At 70.9% G+C, this 19496-nt stretch carries 19 protein-coding genes and 1 tRNA gene; 9 read left to right on the forward strand and 11 right to left on the reverse strand.

The features are described 5' to 3' along the window. Window positions 1–71: 71 nt before the first annotated feature. Complete coding sequence (locus B378_RS0106360) at window positions 72–839, reverse strand: ribonuclease H-like domain-containing protein (protein ID WP_017342978.1); 768 nt, start codon at window positions 837–839, stop codon at window positions 72–74. Between the two features lie 98 nt (window positions 840–937). On the opposite strand from B378_RS0106360, the gene B378_RS0106365 reads away from it, so the two are divergent. After that, window positions 938–1696: a glycerophosphodiester phosphodiesterase gene (locus B378_RS0106365; protein ID WP_017342979.1), complete on the forward strand. Its 759-nt coding sequence runs from the start codon at window positions 938–940 to the stop codon at window positions 1694–1696. Window positions 1697–1722: 26 nt separating this feature from the next. Then, window positions 1723–2454: an SOS response-associated peptidase gene (locus tag B378_RS0106370; protein WP_017342980.1), complete on the forward strand. Its 732-nt coding sequence runs from the start codon at window positions 1723–1725 to the stop codon at window positions 2452–2454. A 31-nt stretch (window positions 2455–2485) separates the two neighbouring features. Here the strand turns inward: B378_RS0106370 and B378_RS0106375 are convergent, their stop codons facing one another. After that, window positions 2486–3949 carry a small ribosomal subunit Rsm22 family protein gene (locus B378_RS0106375; RefSeq protein ID WP_017342981.1) on the reverse strand — a complete coding sequence of 488 codons (1464 nt, stop codon included), beginning with the start codon at window positions 3947–3949 and terminating at the stop codon, window positions 2486–2488. A gap of 52 nt (window positions 3950–4001) precedes the next feature. After that, window positions 4002–4775: a prephenate dehydrogenase gene (locus B378_RS0106380; protein ID WP_017342982.1), complete on the reverse strand. Its 774-nt coding sequence runs from the start codon at window positions 4773–4775 to the stop codon at window positions 4002–4004. A 151-nt stretch (window positions 4776–4926) separates the two neighbouring features. Between B378_RS0106380 and B378_RS0106385 the strand changes: the two genes are divergently transcribed. Continuing rightward, complete coding sequence (locus tag B378_RS0106385) at window positions 4927–5982, forward strand: M42 family metallopeptidase (protein ID WP_017342983.1); 1056 nt, start codon at window positions 4927–4929, stop codon at window positions 5980–5982. Between the two features lie 70 nt (window positions 5983–6052). On the opposite strand, the gene B378_RS0106390 is transcribed toward B378_RS0106385, so the two are convergent. Together B378_RS0106390 and B378_RS0106395 are read right to left on the reverse strand one after the other, a co-directional pair. Further along, complete coding sequence (locus B378_RS0106390) at window positions 6053–7396, reverse strand: MFS transporter (RefSeq protein WP_017342984.1); 1344 nt, start codon at window positions 7394–7396, stop codon at window positions 6053–6055. A gap of 93 nt (window positions 7397–7489) precedes the next feature. After that, window positions 7490–8170, reverse strand: coding sequence for a DsbA family protein (locus B378_RS0106395; RefSeq protein WP_017342985.1), 681 nt, complete (start codon window positions 8168–8170; stop codon window positions 7490–7492). Window positions 8171–8276: 106 nt separating this feature from the next. Here B378_RS0106395 and B378_RS0106400 point away from each other — a divergent pair, with 106 nt between their 5' ends. Then, complete coding sequence (locus B378_RS0106400) at window positions 8277–8672, forward strand: DUF5779 family protein (protein ID WP_017342986.1); 396 nt, start codon at window positions 8277–8279, stop codon at window positions 8670–8672. 64 nt (window positions 8673–8736) lie between these two features. On the opposite strand, the gene B378_RS0106405 is transcribed toward B378_RS0106400, so the two are convergent. Continuing rightward, window positions 8737–10353: a long-chain-fatty-acid--CoA ligase gene (locus B378_RS0106405; RefSeq protein WP_017342987.1), complete on the reverse strand. Its 1617-nt coding sequence runs from the start codon at window positions 10351–10353 to the stop codon at window positions 8737–8739. Window positions 10354–10452: 99 nt separating this feature from the next. Between B378_RS0106405 and B378_RS0106410 the strand changes: the two genes are divergently transcribed. The 4 genes from B378_RS0106410 to B378_RS0106425 all read left to right on the forward strand — a co-directional run bounded on the left by B378_RS0106410 (window position 10453) and on the right by B378_RS0106425 (window position 13039). Continuing rightward, window positions 10453–10692 (forward strand): hypothetical protein, encoded by a 240-nt coding sequence (locus B378_RS0106410; protein WP_017342988.1) that lies wholly within the window; start codon window positions 10453–10455, stop codon window positions 10690–10692. Window positions 10693–10850: 158 nt separating this feature from the next. Further along, window positions 10851–10925, forward strand: a tRNA-Met gene (locus B378_RS0106415). A 253-nt stretch (window positions 10926–11178) separates the two neighbouring features. Continuing rightward, complete coding sequence (locus B378_RS0106420; RefSeq protein WP_017342989.1) at window positions 11179–11790, forward strand: translation initiation factor IF-2 subunit beta; 612 nt, start codon at window positions 11179–11181, stop codon at window positions 11788–11790. Between the two features lie 73 nt (window positions 11791–11863). After that, the gene (locus B378_RS0106425; protein ID WP_017342990.1) at window positions 11864–13039 is read left to right on the forward strand and encodes a Xaa-Pro peptidase family protein; all 1176 of its coding nucleotides are present in this window, start codon (window positions 11864–11866) and stop codon (window positions 13037–13039) included. Between the two features lie 42 nt (window positions 13040–13081). Here the strand turns inward: B378_RS0106425 and B378_RS17055 are convergent, their stop codons facing one another. The 3 genes from B378_RS17055 to B378_RS0106440 all read right to left on the reverse strand — a co-directional run bounded on the left by B378_RS17055 (window position 13082) and on the right by B378_RS0106440 (window position 16490). After that, window positions 13082–13234, reverse strand: coding sequence for a hypothetical protein (locus B378_RS17055; RefSeq protein ID WP_017342991.1), 153 nt, complete (start codon window positions 13232–13234; stop codon window positions 13082–13084). 78 nt (window positions 13235–13312) lie between these two features. After that, a complete protein-coding gene (locus B378_RS0106435; protein WP_017342992.1) occupies window positions 13313–15718 on the reverse strand; it encodes an ATP-dependent DNA helicase in 2406 nt (801 codons plus the stop codon). A 115-nt stretch (window positions 15719–15833) separates the two neighbouring features. Next, a complete protein-coding gene (locus B378_RS0106440; protein ID WP_017342993.1) occupies window positions 15834–16490 on the reverse strand; it encodes an HAD family hydrolase in 657 nt (218 codons plus the stop codon). A 139-nt stretch (window positions 16491–16629) separates the two neighbouring features. On the opposite strand from B378_RS0106440, the gene B378_RS0106445 reads away from it, so the two are divergent. Beyond that, a complete protein-coding gene (locus B378_RS0106445) occupies window positions 16630–17097 on the forward strand; it encodes a TIGR00725 family protein (protein WP_017342994.1) in 468 nt (155 codons plus the stop codon). A gap of 9 nt (window positions 17098–17106) precedes the next feature. Here the strand turns inward: B378_RS0106445 and B378_RS0106450 are convergent, their stop codons facing one another. After that, on the reverse strand, window positions 17107–18183 hold the full coding sequence (locus B378_RS0106450; RefSeq protein ID WP_017342995.1) for a HAMP domain-containing sensor histidine kinase: 1077 nt from the start codon (window positions 18181–18183) through the stop codon (window positions 17107–17109). Between the two features lie 107 nt (window positions 18184–18290). Next, the gene (locus B378_RS0106455; protein WP_017342996.1) at window positions 18291–19445 is read right to left on the reverse strand and encodes a cobalamin-independent methionine synthase II family protein; all 1155 of its coding nucleotides are present in this window, start codon (window positions 19443–19445) and stop codon (window positions 18291–18293) included. Window positions 19446–19496 lie beyond the last annotated feature (51 nt).

Genomic DNA, 19496 nt, shown 5'->3' on the forward strand with positions numbered 1-19496 from the left:
CTGCGAGGTAACGACCTCGACGATCCGTCGCAACGGTTCATACCTCCCGTCCGCTACCTATCGGACCCCTCTCAGTCGCCGTCTCCGTCAGGAGCGACGAACACCTCGTCGTCGAGCCGGTCGCAGACCGCGTCGGCGAGCGTCCGCAGGTTCACGGTGTCCTCGCGGTTGTACGAGACGAGCGTCTCCAGCGCGTCCTCGTCGCCGCGCTCGTACTCGCGCCAGAGACGGACCGCGTCGCGCCCGGAGATGTCCGGGCGGTCGCGCTCGATCCCCAACTGCTTCTCGATCGGTTTCAGTCCCCCAGAAAGACCGATCCGCTTCGCGGGGTACATCAGGTCGAGGTGGGGCGTGTCGATTTCTATGTCGAAGGAGGTCTCCAGGAACGGCACGTCGAATCGGGCGCCGTTGAACGTCGCGAGCAGGCTTGCGTCGGCGAACTGCTCGCGGAGCCGGCGTGCGGTGAGGTCGTCGCCGGCGACGAGCGTCGTCGTTTCGCCGCCCTGATGGAAGCTGACGGTCGTCACGCGGTCGCGCCGCTCGTCGAGCCCCGTCGTCTCGATGTCGAAGAAGCAGGTCTCCTCGCGGAAGTTCTCGTAGAGCCGCCAGCGCTCGCCGGAGGGGAACTCCCGGTCGAAGTAGGCCGAGTCGCCGTCGTCGAGGCGCGCGAGCGCCTCCGCGATGAACGACTCGATCCGGTCGGCGGTCGTCGGGCCCACGCCCGCCACGTCGACCGCGGGGTCGAACTCCTCCCACGTGGTGACCCCTCGCCCCCAGAGGCGCCGTTCGGTCGTCTCGCCCACCCCCTCGACGGGGATGAAGCTGTTCTCGATGCGCATATCCGTCCCGGAGCGGCGCGCGGGCAAAAACCCGACGGGAGCGGTCGCGCGGCGAAGCCGGGGGAAGGGATAACACGGTTCGACCCCGAGGTGAACGCGTGAGCGACCGCGCGAGCCGATGGGGAGCAGACGCGAACGCCGAGGCCGACCGGGCGGAGCCTTCCGACGTCACTCTGATCGCCCACCGCGGCTGCGCCGGCCAGTACCCGGAGAACACGGTCGGGGCCGTCGAGCGCGCGGCCCCGCACGTCGACGCCGTCGAGGTCGACGTGCGTCGGTGCGCGAGCGGCGAGCTCGTCGTCTTCCACGACGCGGAGCTCGACCGACTGACCGACGCGTTCGGGCGCGTCGCGGACGCCGACTGGGAGGCGCTGCGCGATCTGACGGTCCTCGACTCGGGCGAGCCGATCCCGCGGCTCGAAGCGGTGTTCGACGCGGCGCCCGACGACCTCCTCGTCAACGTCGAACTCAAGGAGCCGGGCGTCGCGAGCGACGCGCTCGGCGTCGCTCGGCGGGCCGACAACGAGGTGCTGTTCTCGTCGTTTCACTCGGAGGCGCTGGCGACGCTCCGGGACCGCGATCCCGAGACGGACCGTGCGCTGCTCGTCGCGGACGCGGCCCCCGAGCGCGCGGTCGAGCGGGCGACCGAGCTGGGCTGTATCGCGGTCCATCTCCCGATCGACCTCGCGACGGAGTCGGGGTTCGTCGACGCGGCGCGCGAGGCCGGGCTCGCGGTGAACGCGTGGACCGCGCGCGACCGCGAGGACGCCGAGCGGCTCCTCGCGGCCGGCGTCGACGGGGTGATCGCCGACCGGTGGGACGTCCTCCCGAGGACGGAGCGACGGTCGCGAGATTAAGTGAGTTCCGCTCCAACGTCGTCGACATGTGCGGCCGCTACACGCTGTTCGCGCCGACCGCCGACCTCGAAGCCCGGTTCGGCGCCGACTTCGGCGACCACGAGCCGAGCTACAACTGCGCGCCCGGGCAGTCGCTCCCGGTGATCGCGGACGAGGACCCGACGGTGTCGACCCGGATGGAGTGGGGGCTGACGCCCTCGTGGGCTGACGAGTCGTTCGACCTCATCAACGCCCGGGCGGAGACCGTCCGCGAGAAGCGGAGCTTCGCCGACGCGTTCGAGCGCCGGCGCTGTCTCGTCCCCGCCGACGGGTTCTACGAGTGGGTCGGCGGCGACCGCGGCTCCGGAAAGACCCCCTACCGCGTCGCATTCGAAGACGACCGGCCGTTCGCGATGGCGGGCATCTACGAGCGCTGGGAGCCGCCCGAGCCGGAGACGACCCAGACCGGGCTCGGCACGTTCGGTGGCGGGAACGGGGACGGCGCCGCCGGAGCCGACGACCCGGACGTGGTCGAGACGTTCGCGGTCGTCACCACCGAGCCGAACGACCTCGTCGAAGACCTCCACCACCGGATGGCGGTGATCTTGGACCCCAACGCCGGCGAGGAGAAGACGTGGCTCCGGGGGGACGCGGACGAGGCCGCCGCGCTGCTCGACCCGTACCCGAGCGACGAGCTGACCGCGCACCCGGTGTCGACGCGGGTGAACTCGCCGAGCGTCGACGCGCCGGACCTGATCGAGCCCGTCGCGGGCGACTGACTGGGCGGTCCGACGCCGAAAAGCGGCCCTGTCAGGGCGCGACCAGGTCGACGACCGTCTCGTCGTCGACGACGACGTTGTACGCGCCCTCGTCCTCGTTCCAGAGGACGAGCCCGTTCTCGACGAAGACGACCGACCCGTAGCCGGCCTCGCCGAGGTCGCGGTTCAGCGCCGTCTCGCGCGTACAGACGAGGTAGTGGTCGGTCGCCTGCGAGCCGTCGCCGACGCGGTAGAGCGCGTTTTCCCCCTCGCTCAAGTCGTGGCTCAGCTTCACCGCGAGCAGGTTCACCCGGTCGGTGACGTGGCGCTCGGACTCGGCCATCCGCGCGCACCGCTCCGCGCTCGCCTCGACGTCGACGCGGCGCTTCCCGTCGCGGCGGAGGATCGAGTAGGCGAACTGGACGTCGACGTTGACGAACTCGCCGGGCTCGTCGGTCTCGCCGCGCGCCGTCGCCTCGTCGAGCCGGCGCTGGAACGGCGGCACCGCGAGGTCGGGGGCGACGTCGAACGACCAGCCGGGATCCGTCGGAACCGCGTCGGGCCACAGCCGCAGCGCCGGCGAGTAGATTTCGGCGTCGTTACCGGGGTAGCCGCCGTCGTCGCCCGCGACGAGCGCGCGCTCGACCCGGCGGAGCCCGATTGCGGTGTTCCGGTCGGCCGGCGCGAACGCGACGAGGCTCCCGTCGGCCGCGAGCGCGTCGAGCGCGGCGTCCGCGACCGCGACCGGGTCGGCAAGCTCAGAGAGGACGTTCCCGAAGAGGACGAGGTCGAAGGGGTCGTTCGTCGCGCCGGCGGGCTCTTCTCCCTCGTCGAGGCCGAGGAACGTCTCCGCGGTCGTCTCGTGGACCGTCGTCCGGAAGTTGCGGCCGGTCTCCTCCAACATCCGGTCGAGCACGTCGGTCGCGGCGCTCGGTTCGACGGCGTGGTAGTCGACGACCGCGTCGTCGGGGAGGTAGTCGTGGAGGCCGAGCGCGGGCCCGCCGACGCCGGCGCCCACGTCGAGGACGCGGAGCGTCCGGTCGAGCAGGCCGTTCTCGGTCAGGTCGTCGAGGACGTAGCCGACCGTCGCGTAGTACGCCGGCAGGTGGTATATCGCGTAGCCGAGCGCCGCGACGCGGTCGTACTCGACCTCGTTCTCGTAGAGGTAGTCGGTCTTCAGCCGGCGGACCCGCTCGCGGAGCTCGTCGCCGGACTCGCCGCGGTGCCAGTTGGCGCCGTACTCGCGGACCAGCAGGTCCTCGACCGCGAACGCGTACGTCTCCGGGAGCGCCTCGGGCGCCCAGCCCGGCGGGTCGACGGGCGACTCCTCGACGGGGACGAACGCCCCGTCCTCGCGCTCGCGGAGTCGGAGGTCGAACGCCTCCTCGCGGAGCGTCTCGCGGACGACCGCCGGATGCGGGGTCCCCTCGATGTACTCGGCGATCTCCTCGGGGTCGATCGGTCTGACGTTGCGCAGGTAGTTCGCGTTGTTCCGGACCGCGGTTCTGTCGATCATTGGTGTCTCGTCTGTCTCGCGTGTTGGTGTGTCCCGTCCGCTTCGCGTCGTCTCACTCCAGCCGGTCCCGCCCCTCGCGGTCGCCGCGGGCGCGCTCGTAGAGGGCGGCGAACGCCTCGTCGTCCGCGTCGGCGATCGCCGCCGCGGCGTCGGCCACGTCCTCGGCGCCGTCGAAGGCGCGTTGGATCTCGGCGTACACCGCGGGCGACCCCTCCGTGACGGTGTCGGCGACTTCGTCGAGCGCGGCCGACACGGGGGTGTGGAACTCCTCGCGGACCGGCTCCGCGGCGAGCCGCCACGCGAGGACCGCCGCGTGCGCGCCCGCCTGAACGGTCTCCATCGCCTCGTCGTGTTCGTCCGCGGTCGTCTCGAAGGCGTCGTTGCCGCCGGCCTCGATCGACGCGGTGAGCCCCTCGACGGCCGGCCCGCCCTCGTCGATGACGACCGCGACGTTGCCCGGGACTCGGGGCGGGGCGAACAGCGGGTGGTAGCTCGCCCGTTCGAGGCCGGGAGCGTGTTCGCGCATCGCGGCGAGCGCGTCGGTCATCTCGCCCGAGACGTCGACGATCGCCTCCTCCGCGCGGGGCGCGTACGCCTCGACCGCCGCGGGTACCGCCGACATCGGCACCGCGAGGCAGACGGCGTCGTGGACGGTGTCCCCGTCGACATCGACTGTCCGGGCGTCGCGACCCGCCGCGGCGTCGGCCGCGACTGAGGGGTCGCGGTCGGTGAACGCGACGCTGGCGTCGACGGGTGCGGCGTCGGCCGAGACCGTGTCGGCGACCCAGCGCCCGATCTCACCGGCGCCGACGACGAGGAGGTCCATCGGTTACGGGATCCGAGGCGACGCGACGGTTAAAAGGACTCGCCTCGGGGCGGAGCGGGCGATCGGCGCTGCGTCCCGCCGAGCCGATCGCGGGGGCGCCGGTTCTGCCGCGACCCCCGGACTTTCACGCGCGACCCGCCAAGGTCGGGACGTGACCGCGAACGCCACGCTCGACTTCGACCTGCTCGCGCGACTGGCGGACGCCCCCGGGCCGGTCGGTCGCGAGGACGGCATCCGGGACGTCGTGCGAGACGAACTTCCCCCGGTCGACGCCGTGCGGACGGACGCGATGGGCAACGTCGTCGCGACCGCCGAGGGAGACGCAACTCCCGGCTACGAGGTGCTCGTCGCCGCGCACATGGACGAGATCGGGCTCGTCGTGAGCGACGTCGACGACGAGGGCTTCCTCTCCGTGGAGCCGCTCGGCGGCTGGAACCCGGACGCGCTCCGCGGCCATCCGGTCACCGTCCACGCCGACGACGGGGAGTACGACGCGGTGGTCGGCGTCACGGCCGCGCACACGGCCGCCGAGGCGGCGCCGGACGAGTGGACGCTCGACGACGCGCACGTGTTCACCGGGCTCGACTCCGCGGCGGCCGCCGAGACGTTCCGCGTCGGCGACGTCGTCACGTTCGACGCCGACCTCCGAGAGATCGGGCGGTGCGTCGCCGGCTCCTCGCTCGACGACCGCGCGGGCGTGTACGTGCTCGTAGAGGCCGCGCGGCGCGCGGACCCCGACGTGACGGTTCACTACGCCGCGACCGTCCAGGAGGAGGTCGGCCTGCGGGGCGCGGCCGCCTTAGGTGTGGACGTCGACCCGGACCTCGCCGTCGCGATCGACGGGACGCTCGAACAGTCGTACCCCGGCGTCGACCCGGCGGACGCAATGTCGAAGCTCGGCGACGGCGTGGGCGTGAAGCGGAAGGACGCGAGCGTCGTCCCGACGCCCGCGGTCGTCGAACGGCTCGAGTCCCTCGCGGAGGAGCGCGGAATCGACTTCCAGCGCGAGGTGGCTCGGAACATCGGGACCGACGCCGGCGCGCTCCAGAACGCCGGGGGCGCGCGACCGGTCGGCGCCCTCTCCGTCCCCGTCCGGTACCACCACTCCGCCGTCGAGACGGCCGACGCGCGCGACGTTGAGGCCGCAGTCGACCTCCTCACCGCCTTCCTCGACACCGAGGACGGCGAGGGGTACGCGCCGAGCTGATCCCGGCCCGCGAGGAGGCACGCGACGGCGACGGCGCGTCGACCCCTTTCTCGGGCCGGTCGAAGCGACCTCACCCCTCGGCGCCGAGCCGGCCGATCACGCCCGCGCCGGGCGAGATCGAGCGAACCGCCGGGAGGAGCGCGATCGCGATGGCCAGCTCCAGCCCGCCGACCGCGAGGAACGCGGGCGTGTAGCCGAACGCGTCCGTGGCGCTCCCGCCGATGAGAAAGCCCGTGAGGAAGCCGAGCGAGCCGAACACGTTGAACAGTCCCATCGCCGCGCCGCGGACCTCCGGCTCGACGAGGTCGGTGACGAGCGCCATCGTCGCCGGCGCCATCAGCGCGCCGCAGACCCCGACCAGCACCATCAGCCCCGCGGCGATCGGGTACGCCGGCGCGACGCCCACGCCGATGGTGACGACACCGTACGCGAGCGAGCCGGCGACCACGGGGAGGAAGCGACCGATCCGGTCCGAGAGCGCCCCGAACGGCGACTGGAGCAGCGCGAACGGAACGAAAAAGAGCGCGAGCGTCGCGCCCGCGCCGGCCGCCGAGAGCCCGAACGTCGCCGGGTCCTGGAAGTAGTAGACGCCGACCAAGGCGAAAAAGCCCGCCGTCAGCCGGTCGACGAAGCCGAACGCTAGGGGTACGAGGAGGCCGGGCGTCGTCCGGGCGCGAGCGATCACGGCGCCGAAGCCGACGTCGTCGATCTCAACTGCCTCGGAGTCGACTTCCGGGTCCGTGGAGCCAGCCCCCGCCCGGTCGTCGACGGTCGCCGCGAGCAGGCCCGCCGCGGCCAGCACGGCCCCACCCGCGTACACCGGGTACAGCGCGCCGAGGTCGGCGAGCGCCCCGCCGACGACCGAGCCGACCGCCGCCCCGAGCCCGATCGCGAGCCCCGCGGTCCCCATGTTGCGGCCGTTGCCGCCGCGCAGATCCATCAGCAGCGTGATCGAGAGCGAGAACGCGCCGATGGTGAGCGCGCCCCCGACGACCCTGACGAGGAGCGCGGCCTCGAAGCCGAGTCCGAGCCCCGGCAGCGACGCGAGCGCGACGTACGAGGCCGTGCCGCCGAGCGCGCCGGCGACGATCAGGGGGGTCCGCCGCCCGAGCGCGTCCGAGAGCGCCCCCCAGACGACCGCGAACGTCACGAACGCGCCGAACTCGGCGACGAGGAACCACATCCCCGCGTCGATACCGGCGGGCGCGCCGAGCGCGACGACGAGGTCGGGCACGCCGGGGTAGAGGAGGACCTGCGAGATCAGCACCGCGAGGACGACCGCGCCGAGGCGACGGCGATCGGCGGCGTCAGCCTCGCCCGCGTCGAACGCGCTGCCGTCGGCCGGGCCGGCGGCGTCGACCGAGCGGCCGTCGGCGGAGGGCTCGACCGCGGCGGGGGAGTCGGCGTCGCTCATCTACTTATAAAACGGGTCGAACAGTCAAAAGATCGACGCTCCGTAAAAGTGGCTTCCTGATATTTCCACGGCCGCGACGAGACGCCGTCGGTCTCAGAGTTCGGCGTCGATCGCCACCGCGATCGACTGGGCGCCGTACCCCTCCTCGACGGGGCTCCCGTTCACGAAGATGGTCGGCGTCCCCTCGACGCCCATCGACGCGCCCTCCGACCTATCGTCCGCCGACGCCTCCCCGTACGCCGCGAACCGCGCGTCGGACAGCACCGCGCAGGGGTCCGCGCCGGCGGCCTCCGCGGCGGCGCCGAGCGTCTCCCCGCTGTAGCTCCCCTGCGTCTCGTAGGCCGCCGAGGCGAACTCGAAGAACGCCTCGTCGCCGTTGCGCGCGCCGACGCCGCGGGCCGCGCTCGCGACGGGGACCGCCCACGTCTCGTCGACCGGGATCGGCCAGTCCCAGTGTTCGTACCGTATCTCGCCGGGTTCGATGTACTCGTCGCGGATCGTCGGGAAGTGGTCGAGCTTGTAGCTCGCGCAGTGTCCGCAGGTGAAGTCCTCGAACGCCTGAACGACCACGTCGGCGTCGGGGTCGCCGAGGGTCGGCCGGTAGTCGAGGTTCGGGTCCGACGGCTCCGTCAGGTCGCAGTCGTACTCGCCCGTGTCGAGTTCGACGCCGCTGAGGTCGAGGCTGGTTCCACTGCCACCGCCGAGACACCCCGCCGCGCCGACGACGCCCACCGACGCCGCACTCGCGAGCAGGGATCGCCGCGTGCGTTCCATGTCCGCTGCTGGGGTCGGCGCGTACTTAACGACTCCGCGACCGGGCGGCGTCCGGATGGCAGACCGGCTCCCGAACGCTTTTGCCGCCACCTGTCGACTCCCACGTATGAGCGACTGGGACCTCGACCTGCGGGACGCCGAAGCGAAGATGGACGAGGCGTTCGCGGCGGCGGGCGACGTCGTCCTCGGCGTCTTGGACGGCACGACCGACCCGGAGGAGTGGGTCCGCAGCGTTGATTACGGGAACACGCTGGTGCTGTCGATCGAGGGCGACCTCAACGAGCTCGCCGCCCCCTTCGCGCGCGACGTGAAGGAGATGGACGGCGAGCTGATGCACTTCCGCGGCTTCCTCGTGGTCACTCCACCGGGCGTGAGCATCGAGGCCGACCGGCTGAGCGACTCCGGCGGCGATGACGACGACGTCCGGGACGACGGTGCCAGCGACGCAGACGGGGAGGATACCGGCGCGGACCGGAGCGGCGCGGATGCCGACCAGAACTGAGCGGTTTGCCGAAAAACGGAGCCGTTGACCGTCCGGGGCGCCTCGCGAACTCGGCCGGGGTGCGCTACCCTTCTCCGACCATCCGGTCCTCCTCGTCCCACTCGCGCTCGCGCAGCTCGTACTTCTGGATCTTCCCGGTCGCGGTGGTGGGAAGCTCCGCGACGAACTCCACCTCGCCGGGCGTCTTGTAGTCGGCGACGCGGTCGCGGACGAACGCCTTCAGTTCCTCGGGCGTCGCGCCCGCGTCGTCGGGATCGCCGCTCTCCGGGACGACGAACGCCTTCGGCGTCTCTCCCCAGCGCTCGTCGGGCGCGGGGATGACGGCGACGTCGGAGACGACGTCGTGTTCGAAGAGGGTGTCCTCTAACTCGATCGAGGAGATGTTCTCCCCGCCGGAGATGATGATGTCCTTCTTGCGGTCTTGGATCGAGACGAAGCCGTCCTCGTCGACGACCGCAAGGTCGCCCATGTGGTAGTACCCCTCTAACCGCTCCGAGAACGCCTCCTCGGTGGCCTCGGGCTTGTTCCAGTAGCGGTCCATCACCTGGTTGCCGCGGACGACGATCTCGCCGATCGTCTCGCCGTCGGCGGCCACGTCCTCGCCGTCCTCGTCGACGACGCGCACCTCCGTGCCGAGGTAGCCGATCCCCTGAGTCTTCTTGACGGCGAACCGGTCGTCGGCGCCCTCGTCGAAGTGCCGCTTCGCGTCTGAGGTGGTGATCAGCGGGCCCGTCTCGGTCGCACCGTACACGTGTTTGAGCTCCCAGCCGAACTCCTCCTCGACGGTGCGGATCGTCGCCTCCGGCGGCGCCGCGCCCGCCGTGGCGACCCGCACGTCGTTGTCGCCCGTCGTCGCGCCCCCGTGTTCGGCGTGGTGGTCGCCGAGCATGTTGAGGACGGTCGGCGCCGCACAGAAGTACGAGATGTCCTCGCCGCGGATCCGGTCGAACGTCTCCGCGACGTCGACCCCGCGGGTACAGACGTGCCGGGCGCCCGCCCCCGTGATCGCGTAGATGTGGCCCCAGCCGTTGACGTGGAACATCGGCAGCGTCCAGAGGTACACGTCGTCGTCGGTGATCTCCTGATGGATCGAGATCAGGTACGCGTGGAGCGTCTCCGCGCGGTGAGTCCGGCAGACCCCCTTCGGGTCGCCGGTGGTCCCGGAGGTGTAGTTGATCGTTATCACCTCGTCCTCGTCCATCTCCGGGCGCTCGTAGGCGTCGGGGTCCGCGTCGTCGAGCGCGGCGTCGAACGACTCCCAGTCGCCCTCGACCGCGTCCGCATCGTTCGTGAGGAACGTCTCCGTGGGCACCTCGTCGCGGATCGCCTCGACGTTCGCGGCGTACTCGGCGTCGGCGTAGATGGCGTCGACGCCGGCGTCCGAGAGCATGTACGAGAAGTCGTCCGGCGTGAGCCGGTAGTTCAGCGGCGTGTGAACCGCGCCGACCTGCATCGCGCCGTAGGCGGCCTCCAGATGGTAGTGCGTGTTCGGGTCCAACACCGCCACCCGGTCGCCCTTCTCGATCCCGCGCGCCTGAAGCGCGGCGGAGAAGCGGTCGGCGCGCTCGCCGAGCTCCGCATACGTGTATCGCGTCCCGTCGACCGCGAGGACGGCCTCCTCGTCGGCGTAGTGGCGCCGCGCTCGGTCCAGAAAGTCCGTCGTCAACAGCGGCTTGTGCATCGTCTATCACTATCGATGATGCGTGAAATCGTTTGCGGCCGACGCAAGGGACGGACGGTCGCGGGAGCCTTTTCACGGTCGGCGGCAGAGGGGTGAGAAATGAGCGACGAGTCCGAAGGGTCGGCGTTCGGCGAGGGGTACGTGATTCCGATCGCGGGACTGCTGTCGTTCATGTTCGCGCTGATGGCGGGGCTCACCGCGCAGCGGGCGCTTTCCGGCGACCCGGCCGATGTCGCCGTGACCGTCGGCCTCGCCTTTGTGGCGGTCCTCGCGCTCCGGATCCGCATGAAGGCCGTCGCGGCGCAGACAAGCGACGACGAGGGCGCAGGCGGGGAGTGACGACGGAAAGGCGGTCCGCGAAGCGGCCGCTCGGTGCGATCTGCGGCTCCGATTCGGGCGCCCACGCGAGGGTTCGCGACCGCCGCGGACGCGTGGACGAATCGCACACCGGCGTCGGGATCAGAACCCTTAACAGTCGCACCCGATTGTGCTACGATAGCGGGATGGGATAGCCAGGAGATTCCGCCGGGCTCATAACCCGGAGATCGGTAGTTCAAATCTACCTCCCGCTATCTTTTGTCGACGACAGTGAACGCCGAGCACAGCGAGGCGTGAACGGCGTCGTCGACGAGATAGCCCCGGAGCAGTTTGAACCAGGGAACGGCGCGAAGCGGAGTGACCGTGGTTCAAATCTACCTCCCGCTACTTTCTTTCGAAGCCGACTGACTCCTGACCGGTCATTACACACCAACGTCGTTTCCACCTTCCGGAGCCGCCGCCACCGAACCCGGAAGCGATTTCCGTCGCGCTGTCGTTTCCTCGCGTATGGATTACGAATCGAGCCTCGACCGCGCGATGGATGAGGTACCAGATCTGGGCGGCTCCGACGAGCGGCTGTCGGTCCCGGACCCGGAATGGCAGAAGGACGGGGCGTTCACCCGCCTGACGAATCTCTCGGCGATCGCCGACGCCCTGAGCCGCGACCCCGAACACGTCCACTCGAAGATCCAGCAGGAGCTCGGCACGGCCGGCCAGTACGAGGACGGCCGCGCGCGCTACAGCGGGAACTTCCGCGAGCGCGACTTCCAGGCCGCGATCGACTCGTACATCGAGTCGTTCGTCACCTGCTCGGAGTGCGGCCTCCCCGACACGCGATTAGAGACCGAGAACCGGACGCCGATGCTCCGCTGTGAGGCCTGCGGGGCGTTCCGGCCGGTGGCGAAACAGAACACCTCCAACACCCAGCGGCAGGAGGACGCCGTCGAGTCGGGCAACACGTACGAGCTCGAGATCGTCGGCACGGGCCGCAAGGGCGACGGCGTCGCCGAGCGCGGCGAGTACACCATCTTCGTCCCCGGCGCGCAGGAGGGCGAGACCGTGACCGCCTACATCAAGAACGTCTCCGGCAACCTCGCGTTCGCCCGCCGAGAGAACTGAGCAGAGCCGGAAGAGCCCGTCCCCGCCGTTCCGCTACCCGACCGTTTATCCGCGCGTTCTCGTATCCTGAGCCATGGCCACGCGACTCCCCGAGTCGGCCTTCGCAGACCGGCTCGCAGCCGTGCGGGACCAACTCGCCGACACCGACGCCGACGCCGCGACGTGGGTCGGCGCGACAGCGATAGAGTACCTCACCGGCTTCCACCACATCCAGACGGAGCGCCCGGTGGTCCTCGCGGTCACCGACGACCGCGTCGAGATCACCGTCCCGAGACTGGAGGTCGAGCGCGTCGAGCCGAACCCGCGGATCGACGCCGTCCACGACTACTTCGACTACCCCGGCGGCGAGCCGGTCTCGGTCGCGGTCGAGATGCTGAACGGGCTCGGCGCCGACGCGATCGCCGCCGACGCGGACGGCCCGCCGGGCGTGATGGGGTACGAGGGCCCCGCGTTCTCCGAGTTCCTCGACGTCGAGACGCAGTCGTGGGTCGACCGGATGCGCTGGGCGAAGTCCGACGCCGAGGTCGACCTGATCCGCGAGTCCGCGAAGTGGGCGAACCTCGGCCACCGCTACCTCGCCGACTACTCCGAGCCGGGCGCGCATCCCGCGACCGTCTCGCAGCGCGCGTCCGCCGACGCCTCCCGCGCCATGCTCGACGCGCTCGGCGAGGCGTACAGCGTCCGCGTCCGCGGCGACGGCCCGGTCCACGCCGGCTACATCTCCGGCGAGGAGACTGCGCTCCCGCACGGCCACACGCCGAACGAGCGGCTCTCCGAGGGCGACGTGCTGGTCACCGGCGCGACGGCGAACGTCGACGGCTACCGCTCGGAGTTAGAGCGGACGATGTTCGTCGGCGACTACTCCGACGAGCAGGCGCACTACTTCGAGCTCATGCTGGAGGCGCAGACGCTCGCCATCGACGCCCTGGGCCCGGGCGTCCCGGTCGCCGAAGTCGACGAGGTCGTCTGGGAGTACTTCGAGGAGCAGGGCGTGACCGACCTCGCGCAACACCACGTCGGCCACAACATCGGGCTCGGCGCCCACGAGCCGCCGTACATCGACCGCGGCTGGGGCGAGCGCTACGACGGCGACGACGCCGTGATGGCGCCCGGCCACGTGTACACCATCGAGCCCGGAATCTACACCGACGAGTACGGCTACCGCCACTCCGACACGGTCGCGATCACCGAGTCGGGGACGGAGCGGCTCACGAACTTCCCGCGCGACATCGACTCGAACGTGGTCTGAGTGCGGGCCGATACCGGAGCACGTCGTCGGTCCCGCTCTCGGTTACTCGACCCGTTCGACGGCGACGCGGTGTCCGGTCTCGTCGATGTGGTCCCGACCGATCCCGTCCGCCTCGTCCGGCGTGTCGCACAGGCGTTCCAGCTGACACTCGCGACAAACGACGTGGTACCGTTCGCTTCGGGTTGCGGCGTCCATATCCTCGACACCGTCCCTAACGGCATAGTTACGACCCGATTACCGTCGGATAACGACCCGTTAACCGGCGGGTAGGGTTCACTCGGTGGACCGGCGCGACGCGAACCGGTCGAGCGCGACATCCAGCATGTCCGGGCTGACGGGCTGGTACTCCTCGCGCTCGTGTTCGGGCAGGTACTCTCTGACACCGTTCCACGAGTCGCGCGCGTAGCGGGCGTCGAGCAGGACGCGGACGCCGCGCTCGTCCGGCCCGCGGATGACGCGGCCGACCGCCTGCCGGGCCTTGCGCACGGCGGGGACGGTGAGCGCCGTCTCGAACCCCGACTCGAACCGCCGGTCGTAGGCGGTGATCACCGCGCGGGTCTGCGGTCGCGCCGTGTTGATGATCGGGACGCCGCAGACGACCGCGGCCGCGAGGCGATCACCGCGGTAGTCGACGCCCTCGGTGAGCGTGCCGCGGAGGCTCGTCACCAGCACCTTCCCGTCGCCCGCGAAGAAGTCGTCCTTCAGCGACTCCGTCTCGCGGTCACCGGAGGACTCGTCTAAGAGGACCGGTTTCTGGAGGCGCTCGGAGAGCTCTTCTGCCATCCACGTTGCCTCCGCGTAGCTCGGGGTGCCCACGAGGACGTTTCCCTCGCGGCGCGCGACCGCGGCCGTCGCGTCGAGATGCGCGAGCCGCGTCGGGTTCTCCTCGCCCGGCGCGCCGCGGTTCTGGTGGGTGAACTTCGGCGCGTCGACCGCGAGGCTCGCCCGGTTCTCCTCCGGGAAGGAGAGGCCGTACGTCCGCTCGACGACCGGGCGGCCGCGCTCCGCGAGGTGGTCGAGCCCGGTCACCTCCCGGAACAGGTCCATCGGCTCCAGCGTCGCGCTCATGAGCACGCCGCCGCCGAACTCTGCGAGGCGGTCGCCGATCGGCTCGCTGGGGAGGCAGTTGTGAAGCGCTAAGCGCCCGTTGTACGCCCGGCGCCACGAGTCCGGGGGCTCCGTCTCGTCGAAGGTGCGTTCGAGCTCGATCGCCCGGAAGAAGTCGGTGTGGCCCTCCCGGTACCAGGCGTTAAGCGTGCGGCCGACGCCGGGCGCCGCGCGCTGCTTGTCCTCGTCTTCGAGCGAGTCGAGGACGCGCTTGACGACCGCGCCGACCTGCTCGGCGCGCGCCCAGACGCGCTCGCCGTACCCCTCGCCGTCCGCCCACGCCGTGATCTCGTCTTCGCCCGGCTCCTCGGGGTCGCGGAGCGGGATCTCCTCGTCGTCGAGGTTGCGCATCGACGCCCGCCAGTCGGGGCGCTCGCGGTCGAGGTGCGCGGTCACGCGGCGGTCGAGCTCCGCGCGGAGGTCGGCGTAGAACTCCCGGACCGCCTCGATCTCCTCGATCGTCACGTCCGCGTCTTCCAGCTCGCCGCGGACCAAGGCGGCGTCGTCGGACTCCGCGCCCGCCGACTCGAAGGATAGCGGCTGTACGACGCGGGTGAGCTCGTTCTCGGCGTCGCGGAGGCTGGCGTCCGCGACCGCGTCGCTCACGAGGTCCCGGACGCGCGGTTCGAGCATGTGCGCCTCGTCGCAGACGACGAACGTCGAATCGTCCAGCAACGCGCCGGTGAACGTCCCGGTCGTCACGGGATCGAACGCGTGGTAGTAGTTGCCGATGACGACCTCAACCTCGGGGACGAGCGCGCCCATGATCGAGTGGGGACACGAGCCGTGGCCCGCCGCGAGCCGGACGAGCTCGTCGGCGTCGACGTGACCGAGCTCGGTGACGTCGAACGGGACCGCCTCCGCGGGGTCCCCGTCGTCCGGGAGGTCGTCGAGGAAGCCGGCGTAGAACGGACAGAACTCGACGTCGTCGTACTCCTCGGTGTCGGGGCGGTACGGGGTCGGCTCGCCGTCGACGGAGAGGTAGTCGGCGGCCGGCGCGCCGCCCTCGTCGGACGCGTCGCCCGGCCCGGATCCGTCGCTCGCGGCGGCTCCGGCGGTTCCCGCCGATCCCGAGTCCATCAGCCCCACCTGCTGACTTCGCGCCTCGCTCACGAGGTTCGAGGTCGTCGTCGCGCCGCCGTCGCCGACGAGGTTCCGGGTGCGCTCGCGGAGCCCTTCACAGCGCTCGTACACGTTCTCGCGGTCGATCCCGCCGCGGTTCTCCCGCGCGTACGGGCAGACGTCCGCCTTGCCGACCAGGGTGAGCCCCGAGACCGGGTCGTACTCCTCGGGGAGGTCGTCGTTTATCGTCCGCAGGTCCGTCTCGAACTGACGCAGCTGCTGTTTGACGCTGGTGAGGACGAAGACGCGCTCGAAGTCGGAGTCCGGGTCGCGGACGCGGTCGAGCCCGGCGGTGAGCGCGAGCATCGTCTTCCCCGTCCCGCAGGCGCCCTCCAGCGCGAGGAAGCCGCCGTCCTCGGCGGCGTCGACGGCGGCGTCGATGCCGTCGGCCTGCTCGGGGTAGGGTTCGGGATGGCCGAAGAGGTCGGCCCACGGGGGCGAGTCGGTCACGAGCGCGAGTTACGCCCCATCCGATTTAAACGCTTCATCGGCGGCACGCCGGGTCGCTGCCGACGAGGTCGACGCGTCGCTGCCGGGACGCGGAGTACGCGGGAGCAGTGCGGCCTCACTCCACGATGTCGTGGAGGTCGGAGAGCCGGTCTATCTCCCAGGTCGGCCAGACGTTCAGCTCCCAGTCGCGGCGGTGCGGGCGGCGGATGAACGCCGAGTCGATCCCGGCGTTCTCGGCCGCGCGAACGTCGGACTCGTTGTCGCCGACGAACAGGGCGTTGCCCGCGTCGAGGTCGCCGAGCGCCTGCTCGATGTAGTGGGGGTTCGGCTTGCGGAGCTGGAGCGAGTGGATCGTCGGCTCGCGGCCGTAGGCGGCGCCCATGCGGTCGAAGCCGTCGAAGTGGTCGACGAGGAAGTCGACGGTCGCCTGCTGGTTCGACGAGACGATCCCCATCTGGACGTCGAGGTCCTGGAGCTCGTCGAGGTCGTCGTAGGGGGTCTTGCGTCCCTCGCGCGCCTCCTGCTGTTGGGCCCGCGACACCACGTCGTCGCGCGTCCGCCAGAACGACCCCGGATCGAGGTCGTACGTCTGACAGACCGTGCCGACGCTGCCGGGTGTCGCACCGATGGTCATCTGCTCTACGTCGTCCGGATCGGGCTCCTCGACGCCGCACTCCTCGAACGCGTCCCGGGTCGCCTCCCGGAGCACGTCGAAGCGCGTGCGGCCCACGAGGACACCGTCGTTGTCGAACACGACGGTATCGTACGTCATAGCCCCTATTCACGGCGAGGGGGGATAAGGGTTTCAGTGGCGGTTTCAGCGGCGAGAATCGGCCCGCTGCGGCCTTTTTCCGCCGATAATCGGTTCCCTATCGGTCGGTTTTACTTGCCGGTCGGCCGTGGTGCGGGCCATGCGCGTCAGCGTCATCGGCGGCAGTTCGATCGACGGGGAGACGGCGGCGGTCGCGGAGGCCCTCGGCGAGCGGCTCGCGGAGCGCGGCCACGTCGTCGTCTGCGGCGGCCTCGGCGGCGTCATGGAGGCCGTCTGCCGCGGCGCCCGCGCGGCCGGCGGCGAGACGATCGGAATCCTCCCGACGGACGACCGCGGGGACGCGAACCCGCACGTCACGACGCCGATCGCGACCGGGATGGGTCACGCGCGCAACGCGCTCGTCGTCATGAACGGCGACGCCGCGGTCGCGGTCGACGGCACGAGCGGCACGCTCTCGGAGATCGGGCTTGCGCTCGCACAGGGCCGCCCCGTGGCTGGCCTCGATACCCACGACGTCGACGGCGTCGAGGCCGTCGACTCGCCCGCGGCGGCGGTCGAGTACGTGGAGCGGAGCGTCGGGCGCCCGAGCGGTTCGGAGAGGGACTGACCCGCGGCGTCAGTCGTCCCGCTCGACACCGGTTATCTCGAACCTCGCGCCGCCGCGAGACCCGTCCGAGACGGCGACCTCCCAGCCGTGGGCGCTGGCGACCTCCGAGACGATGTTGAGGCCGAACCCGGTCCCGTCTCGGTCGGTCGTGTACCCGACCTCGAACACGCGGTCGCGCTCGTCTTCGGGGATTCCCGGGCCGTCGTCCTCGACGAAGAACCCCGACGGGAGGACGGCGCCGGCGCGCGTCGTCGTGTACATCGGCGAGATGTCGCCGACGATGACGGTGGCGTCGTCGCCGCCGTGGTCGACCGCGTTCCGGAACAGGTTCTCCAACAGCCGCTTCAGGCGCCCGCGCTCCGCGAGGATCCGCCGATCGGTGTCGACGACGAGCGTCGCGTCGCCGGTCGCGACGTTCGCCCAGCACTCGTCGGCGAGGGCGGACAGGTCGACCGCTTCGAGCTCCCCCGGCTGCTCGCCCTGCTTCGCGAGCGTCAACAGGTCCGCGATCAGTTCGAGCGTCCGGTCGACCGCCGACGCCGCGGTGTCGACGTGTTCGAGGTCCCCTTCGCTTTGCGCCATCTCGAGCCGTCCCTGTGCGACGTTAAGCGGGTTTCGCAGGTCGTGCGAGACGCCGTGAACGAACCCTTCGAGGCGGTCGCGCTGTCGCTCGGCCTCCGCCACCGCGCGGGCGGACGCGACGGCGTTCGAGATGCGGCGAGCGATAACGGGCGCTCGGTCCGAATCGGCCGACGCCCTCGCGACGTCCGTGGCGCCCGCGTCGAACGCCTCGGCCACGCCCGACGCGTCGAGCGCCTCGTCGGGACAGAACACGATCGGCAGTGCCGGGTGCTGGTCCCGGACAGCCTCGACGGCGGGGAGGCCGGTCGGTTCCGCGGGTCGACCGACCGCGACCAGGCAGTCCACCGGCGAGTCCCGGAGGATCTCCAGCGCCGCGTCGACCGTCGCGACCGGTTCGACGGCGAGGCGGTCGTCGGCGCGCTCCAGCGACGTCCGCAGCGCCGCCGCTCGGTCGGACGTGCTCGCGACGAGGACGGCGGCGATCGAATCCCTGACTGTGGACATCGCGGAGAGCCTTCCCTGAACGGCCGTCCGCTCGTGTGATAAACGTTAGCAAGAGTTCTGTCAACTGGAGAACCGTTTCGCGGCGCACAGCGCCGCTCGCGGACCGTTTAGGCGAGCCGCCCGCTGGCGATCTCGGCGCCCTCGACGAGCGCTTCGAGCTTCGCCCACGCGATCTCGGGGTCGACCATGCCGAGGCCGGCCTGCGTGCCGAAGCCGCAGTCGGGCGCGGCGACCAGCGGCGTCCCGTCGTCGACCGCGTCCGCGACGCGCTCTAAGCGGTCGGCGATCGTCTCCGGGTGGTCGATGATGTTCGTCTTCACGTCGACGACGCCCGGAATCAGCGTCCAGCCGTCGGGCACCGGGTGCTCGGCGAACGCGCGGTACTCGTGCTGGTGGCGCGGGTTCGCCTGCTCGACGCTGAGTCCGGTGATGTCAGCCTCGTAGATCAGCGGCAGCATCTCCGCGAGGTCCGTGTCGAGGTGGTGCGGCCCCTCGTAGCTCCCCCAACAGGTGTGGAGGCGGACCTGCTCGGCGGGCACGTTCGTGAGCGCCTCGTTGAGCGCCTGAACGTGGAGTCGCGTCGCGTCCTTCGCGGCCTCCAGCGGCTCGTCCGCGTACGCCGCGGTGTGGCCGACCGTCAGCAGCTCCGGGGCGTCGATCTGGAGCGTGAGGCCCGCGTCGGCGACGAGCTCGTACTCCGTCTTCATCGCCTCGGCGACCGCGAAGAGGAACTCCTCGTAGTCGCCGTAGTGCTCGTCGACGTGGGTGGCGGTGACGACGCTCGGCGACGCGGCGGTCATGAACGCGTCGTCGACGTCGCGGTCTGCGGCCGCGAGCGCGTCGGTGAACTCGTCGATCTCCGCTTCGGCTTCCTCGCGGCCGGTGTACTCGACCGCCTCGGCGACGACCGGGTGCATCGAGAGGTCGATCACGTCGGTCTTGAACGTCTCCTCGGCGTAGGAGGGGAACTCCTGGAGGTCGGCCCACAGCTCGGTCTCCCGCTTTCCGTCGATGCCACTCAGCCGGTCGGCGACGTACCAGTTGAACGAGACGCGGGACTGCTCGCCGTTGTTGATCGAGTCGAGGCCGGTCTCGACCTGCCGGTCGACGACGTCGCGGGTCGCGTCCGCGACCGTCTCGTCCCACTCGTCGGGGTCGACCGACTCGCCGTCCTGACGGCGGGTGAGCAGGTCGAGTAGTTCCGGGGGTCGCGGCAGGCTACCGATGTGTGTGGTGGAGATATGGCCGTCGTTCGTCGTCATCGATTACAACCACGGGTCGCTTCCTCAAAAGGGCCGAGGATCCGGCGGAAT

The sequence above is a fragment of the Halorubrum sp. T3 genome, from assembly GCF_000296615.1.
GTDB lineage: Archaea > Halobacteriota > Halobacteria > Halobacteriales > Haloferacaceae > Halorubrum > Halorubrum ruber.

Excerpts from the sequence above, each read along its gene's own strand:
- B378_RS0106360 (WP_017342978.1), bottom strand. The coding sequence starts at position 839 with ATGCGCATCGAGAACAGCTTCATCCCCGTCGAGGGGGTGGGCGAGACG.
- B378_RS0106370 (WP_017342980.1), top strand. The coding sequence starts at position 1,723 with ATGTGCGGCCGCTACACGCTGTTCGCGCCGACCGCCGACCTCGAAGCC.
- B378_RS0106375 (WP_017342981.1), bottom strand. The coding sequence starts at position 3,949 with ATGATCGACAGAACCGCGGTCCGGAACAACGCGAACTACCTGCGCAAC.
- B378_RS0106380 (WP_017342982.1), bottom strand. The coding sequence starts at position 4,775 with ATGGACCTCCTCGTCGTCGGCGCCGGTGAGATCGGGCGCTGGGTCGCC.
- B378_RS0106390 (WP_017342984.1), bottom strand. The coding sequence starts at position 7,396 with ATGAGCGACGCCGACTCCCCCGCCGCGGTCGAGCCCTCCGCCGACGGC.
- B378_RS0106395 (WP_017342985.1), bottom strand. The coding sequence starts at position 8,170 with ATGGAACGCACGCGGCGATCCCTGCTCGCGAGTGCGGCGTCGGTGGGC.
- B378_RS0106400 (WP_017342986.1), top strand. The coding sequence starts at position 8,277 with ATGAGCGACTGGGACCTCGACCTGCGGGACGCCGAAGCGAAGATGGAC.
- B378_RS0106405 (WP_017342987.1), bottom strand. The coding sequence starts at position 10,353 with ATGCACAAGCCGCTGTTGACGACGGACTTTCTGGACCGAGCGCGGCGC.
- B378_RS0106410 (WP_017342988.1), top strand. The coding sequence starts at position 10,453 with ATGAGCGACGAGTCCGAAGGGTCGGCGTTCGGCGAGGGGTACGTGATT.
- B378_RS0106420 (WP_017342989.1), top strand. The coding sequence starts at position 11,179 with ATGGATTACGAATCGAGCCTCGACCGCGCGATGGATGAGGTACCAGAT.
- B378_RS0106425 (WP_017342990.1), top strand. The coding sequence starts at position 11,864 with ATGGCCACGCGACTCCCCGAGTCGGCCTTCGCAGACCGGCTCGCAGCC.
- B378_RS17055 (WP_017342991.1), bottom strand. The coding sequence starts at position 13,234 with ATGGACGCCGCAACCCGAAGCGAACGGTACCACGTCGTTTGTCGCGAG.
- B378_RS0106440 (WP_017342993.1), bottom strand. The coding sequence starts at position 16,490 with ATGACGTACGATACCGTCGTGTTCGACAACGACGGTGTCCTCGTGGGC.
- B378_RS0106445 (WP_017342994.1), top strand. The coding sequence starts at position 16,630 with ATGCGCGTCAGCGTCATCGGCGGCAGTTCGATCGACGGGGAGACGGCG.
- B378_RS0106450 (WP_017342995.1), bottom strand. The coding sequence starts at position 18,183 with ATGTCCACAGTCAGGGATTCGATCGCCGCCGTCCTCGTCGCGAGCACG.
- B378_RS0106455 (WP_017342996.1), bottom strand. The coding sequence starts at position 19,445 with ATGACGACGAACGACGGCCATATCTCCACCACACACATCGGTAGCCTG.